18 protein-coding genes are annotated in these 16,928 nt (G+C 69.3%); 3 read left to right on the forward strand and 15 right to left on the reverse strand.

Going from position 1 to position 16,928, the window contains the following annotated elements:
- Positions 1-24 precede the first annotated feature (24 nt).
- Entirely contained in the window at positions 25-474 is a 450-nt protein-coding gene (locus VF557_08025) for a hypothetical protein (protein ID HEX8080140.1), read from the forward strand.
- 36 nt (positions 475-510) lie between these two features.
- Here VF557_08025 and VF557_08030 read toward each other — a convergent pair whose 3' ends face one another.
- Positions 511-1,470 (reverse strand): FAD-dependent oxidoreductase, encoded by a 960-nt coding sequence (locus VF557_08030; protein ID HEX8080141.1) that lies wholly within the window; start codon positions 1,468-1,470, stop codon positions 511-513.
- Positions 1,471-1,559: 89 nt separating this feature from the next.
- Between VF557_08030 and VF557_08035 the strand changes: the two genes are divergently transcribed.
- Entirely contained in the window at positions 1,560-1,799 is a 240-nt protein-coding gene (locus VF557_08035; GenBank protein HEX8080142.1) for a hypothetical protein, read from the forward strand.
- A 15-nt stretch (positions 1,800-1,814) separates the two neighbouring features.
- On the opposite strand, the gene VF557_08040 is transcribed toward VF557_08035, so the two are convergent.
- The 13 genes from VF557_08040 to VF557_08100 all read right to left on the reverse strand — a co-directional run bounded on the left by VF557_08040 (position 1,815) and on the right by VF557_08100 (position 14,751).
- Entirely contained in the window at positions 1,815-2,036 is a 222-nt protein-coding gene (locus VF557_08040; protein ID HEX8080143.1) for a hypothetical protein, read from the reverse strand.
- 14 nt (positions 2,037-2,050) lie between these two features.
- Complete coding sequence (locus VF557_08045) at positions 2,051-2,527, reverse strand: hypothetical protein (protein ID HEX8080144.1); 477 nt, start codon at positions 2,525-2,527, stop codon at positions 2,051-2,053.
- 112 nt (positions 2,528-2,639) lie between these two features.
- The gene (locus VF557_08050) at positions 2,640-3,503 is read right to left on the reverse strand and encodes an ABC transporter ATP-binding protein (protein ID HEX8080145.1); all 864 of its coding nucleotides are present in this window, start codon (positions 3,501-3,503) and stop codon (positions 2,640-2,642) included.
- The gene (cbiQ, locus tag VF557_08055) at positions 3,496-4,422 is read right to left on the reverse strand and encodes a cobalt ECF transporter T component CbiQ (protein HEX8080146.1); all 927 of its coding nucleotides are present in this window, start codon (positions 4,420-4,422) and stop codon (positions 3,496-3,498) included. Before cbiQ ends, VF557_08050 begins: the two co-directional genes overlap by 8 nt.
- A 25-nt stretch (positions 4,423-4,447) precedes the next feature.
- Complete coding sequence (cbiM, locus tag VF557_08060) at positions 4,448-5,560, reverse strand: cobalt transporter CbiM (GenBank protein HEX8080147.1); 1,113 nt, start codon at positions 5,558-5,560, stop codon at positions 4,448-4,450.
- Positions 5,561-5,795: 235 nt separating this feature from the next.
- Positions 5,796-7,955 carry a hypothetical protein gene (locus VF557_08065; protein ID HEX8080148.1) on the reverse strand — a complete coding sequence of 720 codons (2,160 nt, stop codon included), beginning with the start codon at positions 7,953-7,955 and terminating at the stop codon, positions 5,796-5,798.
- Positions 7,952-8,614 carry a prepilin-type N-terminal cleavage/methylation domain-containing protein gene (locus VF557_08070; GenBank protein ID HEX8080149.1) on the reverse strand — a complete coding sequence of 221 codons (663 nt, stop codon included), beginning with the start codon at positions 8,612-8,614 and terminating at the stop codon, positions 7,952-7,954. The genes VF557_08065 and VF557_08070 overlap by 4 nt, the downstream gene beginning before the upstream one ends.
- A complete protein-coding gene (locus VF557_08075; GenBank protein HEX8080150.1) occupies positions 8,608-9,069 on the reverse strand; it encodes a prepilin-type N-terminal cleavage/methylation domain-containing protein in 462 nt (153 codons plus the stop codon). The genes VF557_08070 and VF557_08075 overlap by 7 nt, the downstream gene beginning before the upstream one ends.
- A gap of 12 nt (positions 9,070-9,081) precedes the next feature.
- Positions 9,082-10,287, reverse strand: coding sequence for a type II secretion system F family protein (locus tag VF557_08080; protein ID HEX8080151.1), 1,206 nt, complete (start codon positions 10,285-10,287; stop codon positions 9,082-9,084).
- Between the two features lie 4 nt (positions 10,288-10,291).
- Positions 10,292-12,076, reverse strand: coding sequence for a GspE/PulE family protein (locus VF557_08085; protein ID HEX8080152.1), 1,785 nt, complete (start codon positions 12,074-12,076; stop codon positions 10,292-10,294).
- A complete protein-coding gene (locus tag VF557_08090) occupies positions 12,073-13,167 on the reverse strand; it encodes a type IV pilus twitching motility protein PilT (GenBank protein ID HEX8080153.1) in 1,095 nt (364 codons plus the stop codon). Before VF557_08090 ends, VF557_08085 begins: the two co-directional genes overlap by 4 nt.
- Positions 13,168-13,250: 83 nt before the next feature.
- A complete protein-coding gene (locus tag VF557_08095; GenBank protein ID HEX8080154.1) occupies positions 13,251-13,598 on the reverse strand; it encodes a prepilin-type N-terminal cleavage/methylation domain-containing protein in 348 nt (115 codons plus the stop codon).
- The gene (locus VF557_08100; GenBank protein HEX8080155.1) at positions 13,579-14,751 is read right to left on the reverse strand and encodes a P-loop NTPase; all 1,173 of its coding nucleotides are present in this window, start codon (positions 14,749-14,751) and stop codon (positions 13,579-13,581) included. Before VF557_08100 ends, VF557_08095 begins: the two co-directional genes overlap by 20 nt.
- A gap of 328 nt (positions 14,752-15,079) precedes the next feature.
- Between VF557_08100 and VF557_08105 the strand changes: the two genes are divergently transcribed.
- The gene (locus tag VF557_08105) at positions 15,080-15,754 is read left to right on the forward strand and encodes a response regulator transcription factor (GenBank protein HEX8080156.1); all 675 of its coding nucleotides are present in this window, start codon (positions 15,080-15,082) and stop codon (positions 15,752-15,754) included.
- 70 nt (positions 15,755-15,824) lie between these two features.
- Here the strand turns inward: VF557_08105 and VF557_08110 are convergent, their stop codons facing one another.
- Entirely contained in the window at positions 15,825-16,874 is a 1,050-nt protein-coding gene (locus VF557_08110) for a PfkB family carbohydrate kinase (protein HEX8080157.1), read from the reverse strand.
- Between the last annotated feature and the right edge of the window lie 54 nt (positions 16,875-16,928).

The raw sequence follows: 16,928 nt of genomic DNA on the forward strand, positions 1-16,928 counted from the left end.
GCCCATCAACGTGAGGACGGCCGCATGCAGCCCAACTACGGGCCCACCCAACCCGCCGCTTCACAGTGGTATCCGGCTATGGGCTCATCGCCGGCGCCCCCTGAGGGCCGCGGTGGACGAGGACTGGCCATCACCGCCCTGGTGCTCTCGATCGTGGCGATACTCCTCGTCTTGGTCCTCGCGCTGGTCGTCGTGTTCGCCGGATCGGCGCTCATGGGAGAGGGTGGCGAGCCGCTCACCGGCCAGCTGTCAGCGCCTGCCACCGGGCCCGTCACCGGCGACATCCTGGCCCAGGCGGTCACCGCTCGGATCATCCAGGACGGCGGCGACGTCTCGCGCATGGACTGCCCGCCGACGCCGAAGGTGGGCCAGGGCGTGGTGGCGGTCTGCCACGGCGTCGTCGAGTCGACGGACTGGGCCATCGTGGTGTTGTTCGAGGACGAGGACGGCCGCTTCACCCTCGTGCCGGCGTGACAATCGTGCCGGCGTGACAATCGTGCCGGCGTGATATCACCCTTGACCGAGCTGGCGAACCTGCTCGACGACGTCCTCGGCGCAGCCGTAGGACAGCGTCACCCCGGCGCCGCCGTGGCCGTAGCAGTGCACCACCGGACCGCGGGCCCGGACCTCGGTCTCCAGCCGCACGGCGGGACGCGCCGGCCGTACTCCGACCCGATGGTCGAGGACCCGGGCCTGCGCCACCTCGGGCACCAGCGCCCGGCACCTGGCCAGGATCGCCTCGGTCACGGCCGGCCGGACCTCGAGGTCCGCCTCGCCCTCCTCCGCGGTTCCGCCCAGGATCACCGTGCTTTGCCTCGGCACCACGTAGGTCAGCTCAGCCGGTTCGCTCTGGTCCAGCAGCCATTCGGTGAGACCGAACTGCTCCATGACGACGACCTGCCCGCGCACCGGGCTGAGCGTCCGATCCCCCGCCAGCTCGCGCGATCCCAGCCCGGTGCAGTTCACCACAACGTCGACACCGGTGAACGCGGCATCCAGGTCATCCAGGCGCTGAACCTCGACGCCCACCCCGAGCTCGCGCAGCCGGGCGACGAGCCAGGCCAGGTGCAGCGCCATGTCCACCACCGGAACCGTGAGGAGGTAGCCGTCGAGGTAGCCCTCGGGCAGCTGGTCGGCGCTCACCCGGCCCAGCTCGGGCACCGCCGAACGCCACCACGGGTCGGGCGCGGGCCTGCGGAACAGCTCCCGACCAGGGCACAGCCTGACCCCGGAACGCGGGTCGGCCGACAGCGCTCGCAGGGCGGCGAAGCTGGCCGCCGACCAGCGGGTGACCGCCGTTTCGGGATAGGCCCGGTAGGGATACCACAGCGCGGCCGCGATCGAGGATGTCGTGCTCTCCGACAGCCCGGCCGCGATCACCTCGACCTGATGGCCGGCCTCGGCAAGGCGCAGCGCACTGGTCAGCCCCACCACGCCGGCGCCGGCCACTCGCACTCTCATACCGCTCATCCCACCATGCCCGTCCCACCCAGCGCGGGCATGTCGGATCTGACCTCAAACCAGGCGCCGAACGGCCCTCGACGGTTTATGCTGCGCCCATGAGTGAGGAGCGCTGCGGCGCAGACATCGGTCAGATTCGTGAGGCTCACCCCAGCGGCGAGCTGGAATGGCTCGACAAGTTCGACACCACCTGCGGTGAAGCCCCCGGCCATGAGGGCCAGCATGTCTTTCACAGCCAGGAGGACGGCGACGAGCGGCTGCACTGGGATGAGGCCGCCCAGCGGTTCAGCTCCTACCAGAGCGCTCCACCGGCGCCGGAAGAGAAGTTCGTCTTCTAGGCTGCCGGCGGGGCGTCATCCCGCGTCATCGGCGTCCGCCCGACCACCGACACCGTCGGGCTGCCCCTCTCCGGGTGGGACATAGCCGGTACCACGCTGCTGGTAGTCGACCACTTCCTCCTGGAAGGCATCCTCACGATGCACCGGATCGCGGTTGGTGCCTTTCTGCCCGTAGTCGGGGACGGTGTAGTCGGTTTCTTCGCTTTCGTGCCCGGGTTCCTCGGCAGGGATCTTCACGATGACCTCTTGATTCAGTCGATAACAGCGACGGTAAGCACGGCTATCTCCGCGACGAACAGCACGACCGCCACTCGGAAGTACTGCGATCGTCGATCAATCACCTTGGCGTTGCTGACAACCCCCGACGCCAGCGAGGTAGCCGCGTCGCGAAGGATGGTGTCGATGTCCCGGCCGCGGGCTGTCTCAGCGAGGATCACCGAGGCTGCCCCGCCGTAGACCCATCCCTTGACCGGCCAGATGATCCCCATGGTCAGCAGGCCGATCCCGACCACGACCGCGAGCAGGGTCACCGCGCCCCAGGTGGGGAAGACGCTTCCTTTGTCCTGGTCCGTGTTGATCAATCCGACGCCGGCCGAGAACGACGTGACCAGCGCGGCGGCCGACAGCACAGCCGTCGCACGGTTGCGCAGATTTCCCAGCGTGACGTCCTGCTGGCCGAGGTGGGTCACGACCGCGTCGTAGGCCAGCTTGAACCGCTCATCAGACATGACCAGGACCTCTATCCGTTCCTGAGCCGGAATCGTACTGACCCCTCCGGGCGGCACGGAAGACCGCGCTGCCTTGGCGGAGACTACCGGTCTGCTGGCTGGGGTCGCGGGCTCAGCTGCCGTGGGACGGGACGGGCAGCAGGGTGTGCAGGTGGATCAGGTTCACCTCGAGCAGCAGGTCCCGCTGTGCCAGCACCTCGGCCGGGGTGCCCTCGGCGACGACCCGGTGATCCTCGTTGAACACCACGCACCGGTCGGCCAGCCGCTCCAGGCTGTCCAGGTCATGGGTCGCCAGCACGATCGTCTTGCCGGCCTCGGCCAGATCCTCGATCAGAGCGGTCAGCCACTCCGACGTGCGCGGATCCAACGCGGCGGTCGGCTCGTCGAACAGCAGCACCTCGGGGTTCATGGCCAGCACCGTCCCGATGGCCACCCGCTTCTTCTGGCCACCCGAGAGCTGGAACGGCGCCCGGTCGGCCAGCTCGCTGATCTCCAGCAGGCTCAGCACATCCTCGATCCGTTGCGCGATCTCCTCGCGTCCCATGCCCAGCTGCAACGGGCCGAAGCTCAGCTCGTCACGCACCGTCGGCGAGAACACCTGCGCATCGCTGTTCTGGAACACGAAGCCGACCCGGGACCGGAATCCGGCGTTGAACTGCTCGTCCTCGAGGCTGTCCTCGGTGACCGGCTCGCCGTAGGCGGTGACGGTGCCCGAGGTCGGAAAGATCAGGCCGTCCAGGATCTTGAGCAAGGTGGATTTGCCGCAGCCGTTGGCGCCGAGCAGCGCGAGCTTCTCGCCCCGGTAGACCGAGAGGTCCACCCCGTTGAGCGCGACGAAACGATCCAGGTAACTGAAGTGCAGGTCCTCACAGACCAGGATCGGCTCACCCGGCGGCTTGCGCGGCGGCCGGCCGTGCATCGACCGCGGGTGCGCATGGCGGATCTGCTGGACGTGGACGTGCTCGTGTTCAGCCACCGAGAGCCCTCTCCGCGATGAGCAGGCCGGCCGCGACCAGGGCCACCGCGATCGCGAACACCAGGTCGGTGACGGCCGGCCTGGGTTGCGCCAGCACCTTGGCGTCGCCCCGGTAGCCCCGGGCGGTCATCGCCTGATGCACCTCCTCCGACATCGCCATCGTCCGCCCGAACAGCGCGCCGGCCGAAGCCGCGACGAACGCCCGGGCCTTTCTGTCGTGCTTCTCCGAGCCGATCGTGCGCGAGGCCCGCGCCTGGTACATGTCGGTGACCGAGGCCAGCAGCAGGAACAGGTACCGGTAGGCCATGCCGATGATCAGGATGAACATCCTGGGCACCCCGAGCGCCCGCAGCGAGGCCAGCAGCCGGGTCCACGGCGTGCTGAGCGTGAGCAGCACCACCAGGCTGACCGAGGTCGTCACCCGGGACAGCACCAGCGCCGCCGAGGTCAAGCCCTGCGAGGTGAAGCCGTGGGCCTTGCCGTGCCAGTGCCACAGCGTCCACACCACGTCCCCTTCGGTCACCACGCTCAGGGTGGCCGGGATCAGCACGATGCCGCTGAAGATCGGCACGAACAGCCAGACCCGCAGGAGAAAGAACCGTAGTGGCAGCCGGCTCAGCGCGGCCAGCACCAGGGTGAGCGCGTAGAGCGCCAGCAGCGCCGGGATGCTCCGCAGGAACGCGGCGGTCACCACCAGGGCCAGCAACCCGAGCAACTTCACCCGCGGCTCCAGCCGCTGCAGCAACCCCGGCCGGGAGCTGGTCTCGTCGCTGAACATCACCTGCCGCAGCAGGTCCGAACCGCCGGTCAACGTCTTGCGCACGAACGAGACCTTGCGGCGCCTGCCGCTGCGAGCGCACGGGCAGATCCCGGCGTCCTGGGCAAGCAGCCAGTCCGGAGTCCGGGCGGTGGTGGTCACGTCAGGCGCTCGGCGCGGGCACGGCTCACGAAGGCGCGTCGACCGTCGGCTTGTGCGGCGACGGTGGCTCCGCACCGGGACCGACCTCGGGGCGCCGGGACCGGCTGATCCACTGGATGAGGTGAGCGATGAGGAACAGCAGCACCGCGATCACCGCGACACCGATAGCCGCCGAGATCAGGTAACCGATCACCGGGTGCTTGTCGTCGGTGAAGTCATAGCCGGGTATCGGCGTGTGCTCCCAGAACCCGTTGTACTTCTGCAGTCCGGTGGGCACCGTCGACAGGTTCAACTCTGTCAGTTTCAGGTCCTGCGGCGCCTCCTCGCCGAAGGCCCCGCCGGGCGCCAGCAGGCCGAGCGGGGTCAGCAGCACCATCACCACGATCGCCGTCAGAGCCACGTGGATCGGCTTGAACCGGCTGGTGCGCCGGACCCGGGCCGCCTCGTCGATCGGCGTCTTCGGGTGGTTGACGCTCAGCAACGCGATGTTGGCCCGCTGCAGGTAACTGATGACCCCGGCGGTCAGCACCGCCTCGGCGACCCCGGCCACCAGCAGGTGCGCCAGCAGCATCGCCGGGATCGTCTCGGACAGGTCGTACGGCGAGTACAGCGGAACGCCGTCGGAGTTGGTGAACAGGCTCGGCTGGATGCCGAGCAGGACGCCACAGGCCAGTGACGAGGCTGTCAGGCCGACGTACCCACCGGCGGCCGCGGCGATCACCCTGCGCCTGGACGTCAGGGTGGAGCCTCCGGCCACCAGCCGGTACACGCCGTAGCCGACGAACGGCAGCACGATGCCCAGGTTGAGGACGTTGGCGCCGTAGACCAGCACGCCGCCGTCGCCGAACAGCAGGGCCTGGAACGCCAGCGCGACGCTCACCGCTATCAGGCCTGCCCAGGGACCGAGCAGGATCGCGACCAGGACTCCACCGGCGGCGTGAGCGCTGGTGCCGTCCGGAACCGGGATGTTGAACATCATCACCAGGAAGCTCATCGCCGACAGCATCGCCAGCGTCGGAACCTGGCGATTCTTCACCCGGTTGCGCACCCGCCGGGCTGCCACCGCGAGCATCGGAACCGCGACGGCGAAGGTGACCGCGCAGGTGGAGGGCGAGAGGTACCCATCGGGTATGTGCACGGCCAGTCCCCGTTCGGCGCGGACGCATGTCCTAGGCGGCTTATTGCAAAGTGTTGGCAATAGCGTAGAGCCGCCTGGCCGAGCTTGGAAACCCGGGACCGCCGCGCCGCGATCGTTGGCCGGCCTGCAGGACGACACGCCGACAATTTCCCCTGCTCAGCGGCCAACGATCACCGGTGCGGCGCCACGGCGACCGCGCTGATGGTGAGTTTTGGATCGCTCGCCGGGCGCTGCCTCAGCGCTGCACTGCCCAGCTCTGGATGGTGATCTGACGGGCCGGTGGGTTGGGCGTGGCGGTCGGGTCATAGATCAGCACCCGGGCCCGCAAGCCGAGCTTGCCGGTGCCGGCGGAGCAACTGGCGGCCGCCTGGCACAGGTAGACGTTGAGGTAGACCACCGTGCCGCCGGGGCCGAAGCCGGGTGAGTTGTCCGGCACCTCGATCACCGGCCCGCTGTAGGTGATGGACCCGGTCTCCTTGACCCACAGCGATCTGGCGATCACGCCGAAGCGCATCACCTGCGAGGTGACGTTGTTCAACGACAGGTCGATGACGGCCTTCGGCACGTAGGTGGTGCCCTGGATGTAGAACGCACCGGCGTACGAGGTATGGGTGGACAGCACCGCGCACTGCCCGGCCGAGCCGCCGGTGTAGGTGCTGGCCAGGCAGTTGCCACCGGGGATGGCTCCGTCCTGGGCGCGGAAGGCCGGCGGGGTGTAGCTGAGGTCGAGTTGGATGGCGTCGATGGTCTCGGTGCCGGCATGCCCGAGCCTGGACGAATACGCCATGCTCGCGCCCGTGAAGCCGTGGGTGTGCACGGCCGCGGCCAGCGGGCTGGTGCCGCCGCCGTACAGGTTGACCAGCGCGGTCTGCGTGACGGTGCTTGCGGTCGAGGGCAGCGTCGAGCTGATCGCCGCGCCGCCCGCAGTCGGGGTCAGCACCACCGTCCGCTGGTCGCCGCTGGCACCGGCGGTGTTGCGGTACACCACCCGCAAGGTCGCTGAGTTGAGCACCGAGCCCGCCGGGATGACCGGCGTCGGGGCGTAGCCACCCAGGGTGAACGAGGCCGTCTGATTACCCGTGGTGGTCTTGGTCCACGTCGCCCCTACCGTGTCGGCCTCAGCCAGGTTCGCCGCCGTCACCGTGGCGCTGTCGAACAGGGCCGGCGCCGGCGGGTTGACCACGGTGGTCGGCTTGACGGTGGCAATCGGCACCTGGGTCTCGGCGCCGCTTTTCACGCCGTACACCGCGATCGGCGGCCGGGCGGTGTGGTAGCTGGCGCAGATCTCGGCGTCGCCACCGGTCATCCGGAACTGGCTGTCGCCCCCGAACAGGAACTGCACGCCGACGGCCGAGGTCGACTTGATCGGATTCTGGCAGGCGCCGGGAATGGTGGCGGGCCTGAGGGGTCTGGCCAGCACGTTGCCGGCGGCGTCGACCGGCGTGCCGGCGACCAATTGCCCGCTGCTCACCGTCCAGACGTCGCTGCCGCCGAGCAGCGGGTTGGACGAGTTGTGGAAGTCGAAGTAATAGATGCCCGGCGTGAACCACCAGACGCTGTTCCTGCATACACCGCCGCTGTTGCTCATCAGCGAGGACAGCGCCTCGGCGTCGTCGTAGTAGCCGGGCTGGAACGTCATCACCCCGCCGGGGCAGTTGGCCGCCGTCGACGCTGGCACCGGCCGGTAGGTCGGCACCGCGTTGGCCGGTGAGCCGAACGCCGGCTCGAAAGAGTAGTTCGGGTCGACCACGGTGCCGGCGGCGCAGTTCGGCGGCGGGTTGCTGACGATGGTGCCCGAGCAGCCGGTGTGCGCGTACACCCCCACGTTGGACTCCAGCGTGCCCCTGGTGACCCGGATGTTGGAGTTCGACACCACCGAGCCGTGCACGATGAACGGAATGGTGGGACTGTTGTTCTGGATGTTCAGCCCGTCCTCGCCGGGGTTGGTTCCCAGCGTCAGGATCGCGTTGCCCGGCTTGTTCGCCGTGGTGATCGGGACCAGGCCGCCGGCCGCTCCGGAGTTCGGGTCCGGCGTGCAGGTGACCGCGGCCGAGGACGCCGCGCCGCCGGTGGTGCCGGGATAGAAGTTGTTCAGCAGCAGCGTGTCGGCGGTGGGGCCGGAGCCGAAGCACTTGGGATGGGTCGGGCTGGAGGTGTTGTTGTTGAACGGCGAGCGGCGCAGCGCGGTGATCGCGGCCTGGGCGGCGCCGTCGCTGCCGTAGAGGTGAGCGGCCTGGCCGCGCAGCGCCACGGTGGTGCGGACGCTGGTGTCGCCGAAGGACAGCAGCACCCCGACCACCAGCGCCACCACCGTGATCAGGAGCAGCGCGAACACCAGCGACGCCCCGGTGTCATCGGCCAGGTTCAGCCGGCGGCGAGCGGTCTTGATCATCATGACTGCCTCCGTTGGCCGCTCAGCTCGATCTGGTAGTTGGGCGCGCTGGCGCTCTGCGGGTTGTGAATGGTCAGCGAAAGCTTGACCACCAGGGGGGTCGCGGCTCCACTGCCGGTGCACGCCGTCGGCCCGGACCCCGACGCGCAGGACGCCGACACCGACACCAGGTCATGGGCGAGCACCGTGTCGGTGACGACGGTGGCCGAGCCGGCGCACACCAGCCGGTGCAGCCGCGGCTGGCCGGCCGCGTCCGGGATCGACACGTAGGCCACCCGCATCAGGGTCGGCGCCGTCGAGGCGGCGTTGGTGTGGTCATCCCACCCGAAGCGGATCACCGCGTTCGGCGTTCCCGCGGTGCCGCAAGGGAAAAGTCCTCCGGTGGCGGGCGCGTTCTGCTCGATCGACTGGGTCAGCGGGTAGGGCGCGGCCGGGTCGGAGGAGTACGTCGTGCTGCGCACGCCCAGGCTGGCGACGTCGGCGGAGAAGTAGGCGGTGCTGATCTGCGCGTCGTGCGATTCGCTGAGCCGGGCCGTGGTCGCGTCGGTGTTGCGGAGGTAGCTGATGATCACGTTGCCCAGTGGAACCGTGATGATTCCCATGATCACGACCGCCAGCACCAGCTCCACCAGGGTGAAGCCGCGCTCGTCCTGCCTCAGCATGTCGAGCCCTGCCCGCAGGGCTTGCGCAGCACCAGGACCAGTCGCTCGGTCGCCCGGTTGTCCGAGCTGGCGACCTGGACGGTCAGCTCCTGCAGCCCGACGTCGGTGCACGGGCCGGCGATCCAGGCGGTGCCGGACCAGTACCGCACCGAGACGGCGGAGGCGGCATAGCCACTCGGAGCCGTGAACCCCACGGTTGCCGGCGCGTACGCCGACGGCGCCGCGCACGCGGTGTAGCCCGCGCCGGCGACGTGCTTCTCGACGTTCTCGGCGTAGTCGCGCACCGCGGCTCCGGCCGTGGACTGCTTGCGATGGATGTCGGAGACGGCGATGCTGGCCACCAGGCCGCCGACCACCGCCACCACCGCGATCGCCATGATGGCGAGTGCGATGAGCAGTTCCAGCAGCGTCTCGCCGCGGTCGCGATCCACCTCGGATCTGAGGTCGAGGCTCATGTCAGGCTCATGTCAGACCTTGACCTGGTTGAAGATTCCGTACATCGCCGACACCAGCGCGATGGCCACGAAGCCGACCATGCCTCCCATCACGATGATGATGGCCGGCTCGAACAGGCTGGTCAGTTTCTTGATCTTGTAATCGAGTTCGCCCTCGTAGTAGTGGGCAGTCGCCTCCAGCTGGGCGTCCAGGGTGCCGGTCTCCTCGCCCACCTGCATCATCAGCGACGCGGTGCTCGGGAACAGCCCGGTCCGGGCCAGTGGCTTGGCCAGCCCGTCGCCTTCGAGCATCGACTCCCCCACCTGCGTCAGCGCCCGGATGTAGACCAGGTTGCGCAGTGACTCGCTGGCCACCCGCAGCGCCTCCGGAAGGTTGACCCCGGCGCTCACCATCGAGGACAGGATCCGGCTGAACCGTTCGACCAGCGCGTACTGGACGGTGGTGCCGAGCACCGGCACGGCCAGCACGAACCGGTCGCGGGCGTAGCGGCCGCGCTCGGTGCGCAGCGCCAGCGCCAACGCCAGCACCAGCCCGACGATGGCGGCGATGATCGCCCACCAGTAGTTGATCAGGAAGTCGGTGATCGCCAGCAGGATCCGGGTGGGCAACGGCAGGTCGGCGCCCAGGCTCTTGAAGAACACCTTGAACCGGGGCAGCACGAACCCGGCCAGAATCGCGACGGTGAACACCGACATCCCGGCGATCACGGCCGGATAGATCATCGCGGACTGGACCTTGCGCCGGGCCTCCAGGTCACGCTCGAGGTAGGTGGCCAGCTGGTCGAGCACCGTGTCCAGCTGCCCGGTCAGCTCGGCCGAGCGCAGGATGCCGCGGTAGAACGCCGGAAAGATCTTGGGGTGGCGGTCCAGGCAGGTCGAGAGCCGGTCACCGTCTCGCAGCGACTGCTCCACCTCGGCCATCATCCGGCGCACCGAGCTGTTGCTGGCCTCGGCGCCGATGGTGTGCACCGCGTCGATCAGCGGCAGACCGGCCCGGACGAAGGCCGCCAGCTGGCGCGACAGGTGCATCAGCTCGTCGCGCTTGACCCGCGGAGCGGTGATCTCGCTCTTCAGCAGGCTCGTCTTGGGCACCACCCGGATGTCTCGCAGGTCCCGCTCGTACAGGGCCAGCTCGGCAGCCTCCCGGCTGGCCGCCTTCTCGGTGCCGCGCGCCGACTCCCCGGACGGCAGGGTCGCTGTGTAGCTGAAGCTGGGCACGTCCTCAGACCCCCATCACGTATACGGACCGCATGATCTCGGCGAGGTCGGTGGCGCCCTCGCGCACCAGGTTGGCGGCTTCTTCCAGCAGGGTGCTCATCCCCTCGGCCCGGGCGAGCTTGCGCAGCTCGTCGTGCGAGGCGCGCTCGAGCACCAGCTCGCGGATGCCGTCGGACAGCGTCAACATCTCATAGACGCCGGTCCGTTCGAGGTAACCGGTCCTGGCGCAGAAGTTGCAGCCGGCGCCGTGCAGGAACCCGTCGTCCGGGGCCTCGCCGTCGATGGCGCGCAGGAACGCCAGCTCCTCAGCGCTCGGCTGGTAGGGCTCGCGGCAGTGCGGGCAGATCCGGCGCACCAGCCGCTGCGACAGCACCGCGGTGACCGAGGAGGCGATCAGGAAGGTCTCGATGCCCATGTCGATCAGCCGGTGCAGTGCCGAGACCGAGTCGGTGGCGTGCAGCGAGGACAGCACGAAGTGCCCGGTCAACGCTGACTGGACCGCGATCCGGGCCGTCTCGACGTCACGCACCTCCCCCACCAGGATCACGTCCGGGTCCTGGCGCAGGATCGAGCGGAGCCCGCCGGCGAAGGTGATCCCGGCCTGCTCGTTGATCTGGATCTGGTTGATCGAGGAGAAGGTGTACTCCACCGGGTCCTCGATAGTCATGATGTTGCGGTCCGGGCTGTTGATCTCGGCCAGTGACCCGTAGAGCGTGGTGGTCTTTCCGCTGCCGGTAGGCCCGGCGCAGATCACCATGCCGTAGGGCGCGCGCAGCATCGCGGCGTAGCGCCGCGCCATCGCCGCCGGCATGCCGAGTTGCTCCAGCTTGAACAGCGGCCGGCTCTTGTCCAGCAACCGCAGCACGACCTTCTCGCCGCCCACCACTGCTGTCGTCGAGACCCGGATGTCGACCGCGCGGCCCTCGATCTCGGTGCCGATCTGACCGTCCTGGGCGCGCCGTCGCTCGACGATGTTCATCCCGGCCAGGATCTTGATCCGGCTGACCATCGCCGGGCCCATCGAGCCCGGCAGGTCCAGCACGTCATGCAGCGCGCCGTCGATGCGGTAGCGCACCCGGACCCGGTCGTCCTGCGGCTCGATGTGGATGTCGGAGGCCCGGTCCCGTACCCCCTGGGCGATCATCATCTGCACCACCCGCACGACCGGCGCTTCGTCGGCGGTGGTGGGCGTGTCCATCCGGACGGTGTCGCGCCGCAGGCCGTCGCGGGCCTCGAACAGCTTGACCTGCGAGCTGACCCCGGTGATCGCGCGGTAGGTGTTGTCGATGGCCCGCAGCAAATCCGACTGGCCGGCCACGGTGACCTGGACGTCCTGGCCCAGCAGCGCGCGCAGGCTGACGATGGTGGTCTCGCTCGGGTCGGCGACCGCCACCAGCACGATGCCCTCGTCGATGGACAGCGGCAGCGCCGAGAGGGCGCGGGCGCTGTCGGCGGTGATCAGGCCGGCCACCTCGGGGTCCGGCGTCACGCTGCGCAGGTCGACGGCCGACACCGAACTCTGCTCGGCGATCATCCGGGTCAGGTCGCGCTCGGTGATGATCCCGCGGTCGAGCAGCAGCCTGCCCAGCCGCTTGGTGGCTCCGTGCTGCGCCTCTTCCAGCGCCGCCACCACCTGGGCCTGGGTCGCCAGCCGGGCATCGACGATCAGCTCGCCCAGCCGGCGGCCACCCTCGCGCACCTCGAAGTCGGCCGGTGGTTGGGCGGCGGCCGGCGAGGGCGCCGGCTCCGGCGCGACCTCGTCGGCGTGGTGACGGCCCCGAAGCTTCATACCGTCACACCCACTCGCGGACGCGGCACGGTGATGATGTCCTTGGGATACAGGCTGCGTGCCAGGGCGTCGTCGTAGCTGATCTGGTTCTGCTGCACCAGCGCCGACAGCGACTGCTCGAAGGTCACCATCCCGTCGCGCTGGCCGGTGAGCAGGACGTTTCGGAGTTGGTGGGTCTTGCCCTCCTTGATCAGGCCACGCGCCGGCGAGGTGGCCACCAGCACCTCGTAGGCGGCGATCATGCCGCCACCGGTCCGGGGCAGCAGGCGCTGGTAGACGATCCCGGTCAGCGCCGCGGCGAGCTGGACCCGAACCTGTGCCTGCTGCTCGCCCGGAAAGACGTCGATGATCCGCGACAGCGCCTGCGCGGTGTCGTTGGTGTGCAGGGTGGCGAACACCAGGTGGCCGGTCTCGGCGATGGTGAGCGCGAACCGGATCGACTCCAGGTCGCGCATCTCACCGACCAGCAGCACATCCGGGTCCTCCCGCAGGGCGGCCCGCAGGGCGTCGGGGAACGACGCGGTGTCCGAGCCGACCTCGCGCTGGCTGATCGCCGAGCGCTTGTGCTCGTGCACGTACTCGATCGGATCCTCGATGGTGAGGATGTGACAGGCGCGCTGGGTGTTGATCCGGTCGATCATCGCGGCCAGGGTGGTGGACTTGCCGGAACCGGTGGGACCGGTGACCAGCACCAGGCCCTGATGCTGGCGGGTGAAGCTCTCCAGCACCGGTGGCAGCCCCAGCTGCTCCATGGTCGGCACCTGGCGCGGGATCATCCGCAACGCCACCGTGGTCTGGTCCCGCTGGCTGAAGGCGTTGCCTCGGATCCGGGCCTGGTCGCGCCAGCTGAAGGAGAAGTCGTACTCGTGCAGGCCGGCGAAGGCGCTGAACTGGGAAGGGCTGAGCACTTCGGCCAGCAGCGCCTCGGTGTCGACCGCGCTGAGCTTGGGCTCGTCGGGCACCGGACGCAGCTCGCCGTGCACGCGGAATTGCGGCGCCAGCCCAGCCGTCAGCAGCAGGTCGGTGCCGCCGGCCTGCCAGAGCGCCTCCAGCAGCGCGTCGATCCGGCTGCCGATGTGATGACCGAGCATGGAGAAGTGCCTTTCACAAGGACGTGCTGAGTGGGTGACCCGGCTGAGGCAGGGCCGCCCCGTGGGGCGACCCTGCCTCGGTGCTAGGACGGGCAGCCGGTCAGGCCGTTTGCGCCGACGTTGCCGTTGGTGTTGTCGTAGGTGACGGTGTAGCCGTTGGTGGTCGAGGGCACCTCGCGCAACAGCCTGGCGGTCACCAGCGCGGGCATGTTGGCGGCGTAGCTGCCGTTCTTGGCGAAGTAGGCCTCGGAGGCGACCTCGACGTTCTTGACGTCGGACTTGCACGCCGAGACGTTGCCGCGGTCGGTGATGCCGCCGACGGCGAAGACGACGATCCCGGCCAGCACGCCCAGGATGACGATCACGATGAGGAGCTCGATGAGCGTGAATCCGCTCTCTTCCTCGCGCGCCTTACGCAGTTGTTCCAGCATTGCTTCCCCCTTGGTGAGGCGAGCAGCCAAGGCGGCTGTCGCGGTCTTGAGCTGCCCGGACGCCAGCTGACGTGGGCAGGACGGCCGCGTAGCTGTCAGCGAACCGCTGAATCGCCACGCTGACGGGATGCCGTGGGTGCGCGGCCATCAACGGCACCCCCCGGTTGATCGATGCCGCGACATCGCTGCTGGAGGGCACGTGCGCGGCGATCGGCCCGCGTACGACCGCGGCCACCTCCGCCGCCGAGATCGCGGCCCGGGTGTCCGAGCGGTTGAACAGCACCGCACGGGCAGCTCGCGAGTAGCCCAGCAGGTCCAGGATGTCGAGGGTCACGCGCAGGTTCTTCAACGCCGGGCGCTCGGGCGTGGCCACCACGACGTGGTGATGGGCGTGGTCCAGCGTTGCCAGCACCGCGGGTGAGAATCGCGCCGGCAGGTCGACGACGATGACGTCGTACCGGCTGACCAGGGCGCGCAGCAGCCGGCCGAGTTTCGCCGGCCTGATCCGCTCGGCGTCACCGGGCGTCACCGGCGCAAGGATGCAGTCCAGGCCGGTTTGCGGGGACACGGTCACCAGCTCGCCGGAGTCCACCAGCTCGCCGACCTCGCGCTTGCCGGTGAGATAGGTCAGCGTCCGGCTGGTGTCCAGGTCCAGCACCGAGGCGACGTCGCCGGATTCCAGATCGAGGTCCAGCAGGCACACCCGTCGCTGGCCCTCACCCTGAAGGGCGATCGCCAGATTGGTCGCCAGGGTGGTCTTGCCACAGCCGCCCTTGGCGGCGAACACCGCGAAGATCTTGCCCTCGGCCTGCGGCGCGGTCACGGCCGAACACGCATGGGCGATCTTGTCGTGAGCGGCGACGTCGAGCACCGTGTGCGCGCCGGCGGCCAGGGCGCGCGTGATCTCGGCGTCGGTCGGCCGATCCCGGATCAGGATCACCAGTGCCGCCGGATGCTCCACGGTGACCTGCGCGGTGAATCGCAGCGCCTCGTCGATGGGGACCGAGGCGCCGATCACCACCGGGCAACGGCCGGTCACATTCGCCAGCAGCACCGAGACCTTGCCCAGCGTCGACACGATCTGCAGCTCGCCGCCGATGGCCGCCGCCAGCACCTGTGCCGCCAGCGGGTCGGACTCGCAGACGATCGTCACGTCACCCTCCCCCCGTTGGCACTGCTCACATCGTGTGAAGTGAGCGTGACGGATTCCGGCTGGATGACACAGCGGGCGATCGGACAGACCTGACGTCCACTGATCGGATGACAGCCGCGCGCGGGGGGTGTTCAGCAGGTCGCGTTGTGTAATCGAGACCAGGCATAACAGGCGTATCGCGTGAGCCTTGAGCAGAACTTTAGGCACCAAATAAGGCTGGAGTGTGCTTTCATAAGAGCGGCGTTAAATAGAAGTACGGCCTTAACGGGGGGCTATGGAGATCAGCACAGCGGTTGAGTCAACCGTTGCTGCCCGACGTGCCCCACATGTGCAAGAACATGCCTCGTCGGCAGCCCGGTTGATCATCGTCGACAGTCACCCGGTCACCCGGCTCGGACTGGCGCTGATGGTGAACGGCCAGCCCGACCTGCACACCGTCGCCGAGGCCGGCACCGCCGCCGAGGCGATCGGCCTGATCGGCGCATTGCGGCCCGACGTGGTCACGATCGGGCTGTCCCTGCCCGACCGTCCCGGCCTGGAACTGGCCGCCGAGTTGCGCGACCGCTTCGAAGGCCTGGGCATCGTGATCTTCACCGCGCGCGGCGAGGACGATGTGCTGTTCCGCGCCCTGGAGACCGGCGCCTCCGCGTTCGTGTCGAAGCGGGCGTCATCACCGGAGATCCTCGGCGCCATCCGGCATGCCGCGGTCGCCGCGTCCTCCTTCAGCTCCCGGGGATTGGCGGCCGCCCTGCGACGGCGCCAGCTCGCCCCGGCGCTACCGGTGCTCAGCGAGCGTGAACGCCAGGTGCTCAGCCTGCTGCTGGCCGGGCTCTCGGTGCCGGACCTGGCGGTTCGGCTGCACATCAGCGCCTCGACCGCCAAGACCTACGTCGCACGCCTGTACGACAAGCTCGGAGCCAACAGCAAGGCCCAGGCGCTGCTGACCGCGGTCCGGTTGGGGCTCGTCGAAAGCGCCCCGGCGCCCACGCGGTCGGCGGTCTGAGCGGCCATCCACGGTCTGCGCGGTCGGCACCCTGGGCGGTCTGAGCGGCCGTCCCGCGATCTGAGCAGGGTCAGGCGTCTGACGTGCGGGCGATCGTCGCGCTGGCCCGGCGAACCGTCGGAGCCGGCCCCGCCGGGATCGACTCGGTCAGAAAGGCGTAGCTGTGGGCCAGCACGTTGGCGGCCCGGGAGCCGGCCGCTGCCTGGCTCAGCACCGCGGTCAGCCAGTCGGAGATGTCACCCCAGCCCGGAGCGGCCAGCGAGCCGCCGACCTGCTGCACCGACAGCGCCGCGCACAGGTTGGCGAAGGCCAGCCGGTTGCGCAACGGCCAGTCCCGCAGCGTCGCCAGCACGAAAGCCGCCGCGAACACATCCCCGGCGCCGGTGGCGTCGACCTCGTTCACCGGCAGCGAGGGAACCCACTCCTCCTCACCGGTCACCGAGTCGATCGCGATCGATCCCTGCCCGCCGCAGGTCACCACCACGACCGGCACCGAATCGGCCAGCTGGAGCAGGGCGGCCCGTGGGTCGTCGGTGCGGGTGTAGGCCATCGCCTCGGTGCTGTTGGGCAGGAAGGCGTGCAGCTGCTCGAGCTGCTCCAGCACGGCCGGTGACCACTGCTGGCTCGGGTCCCATCCCACGTCACCGAACAGCAGCATCCCCCGCTCGGCGGCGGTGCTCACCCAGGACTCCGGCTCCTGGCCCAGGTGCACCACGCCGGCGGCCGCGGACGGCGGATCCGCCAGCAGGTCACTGGCCGGGATCGGTGACGGGTGGCTGTGGGTCACCATCGCCCGGTCGCGGTGCACCGCCATCGACACGGTCACCGGCGAGTGCCAGTGCGCCAACCGGCGTGAGCGGGACAGGTCGACGTGCTCCTGCTCGGCCAGCGTCCGCCACAGGAAGTCGCCGTAGACGTCATCGCCGAAGACAGCCGCCAGGCTGGTACGCAGCCCCAACCGGCTGGCCGCGATCGCCAGGTTCGCCACCCCGCCGGGACAGGAGCCCATTCCCTCGGCCAGCATCTCGGTGCCCTGGGCGGGCAGGGCAGGCAGGCCGGTGAGCACCACGTCGAAGAACACCGTGCCCTGCATGATCACGTCGAAGTCCGGCTCGGCCACGGTATGAGAGTGCCACCTCAGAGGGGTATTGCCACCTCTTATTAGGGTATTGCC

Origin of the sequence: Jatrophihabitans sp., assembly GCA_036389035.1 — a bacterium.
Lineage (GTDB): Bacteria > Actinomycetota > Actinomycetes > Mycobacteriales > Jatrophihabitantaceae > Jatrophihabitans_A.

Excerpts from the sequence above, each read along its gene's own strand:
- VF557_08025 (HEX8080140.1), top strand. The coding sequence starts at position 25 with ATGCAGCCCAACTACGGGCCCACCCAACCCGCCGCTTCACAGTGGTAT.
- VF557_08030 (HEX8080141.1), bottom strand. The coding sequence starts at position 1,470 with ATGAGCGGTATGAGAGTGCGAGTGGCCGGCGCCGGCGTGGTGGGGCTG.
- VF557_08035 (HEX8080142.1), top strand. The coding sequence starts at position 1,560 with ATGAGTGAGGAGCGCTGCGGCGCAGACATCGGTCAGATTCGTGAGGCT.
- VF557_08045 (HEX8080144.1), bottom strand. The coding sequence starts at position 2,527 with ATGTCTGATGAGCGGTTCAAGCTGGCCTACGACGCGGTCGTGACCCAC.
- VF557_08065 (HEX8080148.1), bottom strand. The coding sequence starts at position 7,955 with ATGATGATCAAGACCGCTCGCCGCCGGCTGAACCTGGCCGATGACACC.
- VF557_08070 (HEX8080149.1), bottom strand. The coding sequence starts at position 8,614 with ATGCTGAGGCAGGACGAGCGCGGCTTCACCCTGGTGGAGCTGGTGCTG.
- VF557_08075 (HEX8080150.1), bottom strand. The coding sequence starts at position 9,069 with ATGAGCCTCGACCTCAGATCCGAGGTGGATCGCGACCGCGGCGAGACG.
- VF557_08085 (HEX8080152.1), bottom strand. The coding sequence starts at position 12,076 with ATGAAGCTTCGGGGCCGTCACCACGCCGACGAGGTCGCGCCGGAGCCG.
- VF557_08090 (HEX8080153.1), bottom strand. The coding sequence starts at position 13,167 with ATGCTCGGTCATCACATCGGCAGCCGGATCGACGCGCTGCTGGAGGCG.
- VF557_08095 (HEX8080154.1), bottom strand. The coding sequence starts at position 13,598 with ATGCTGGAACAACTGCGTAAGGCGCGCGAGGAAGAGAGCGGATTCACG.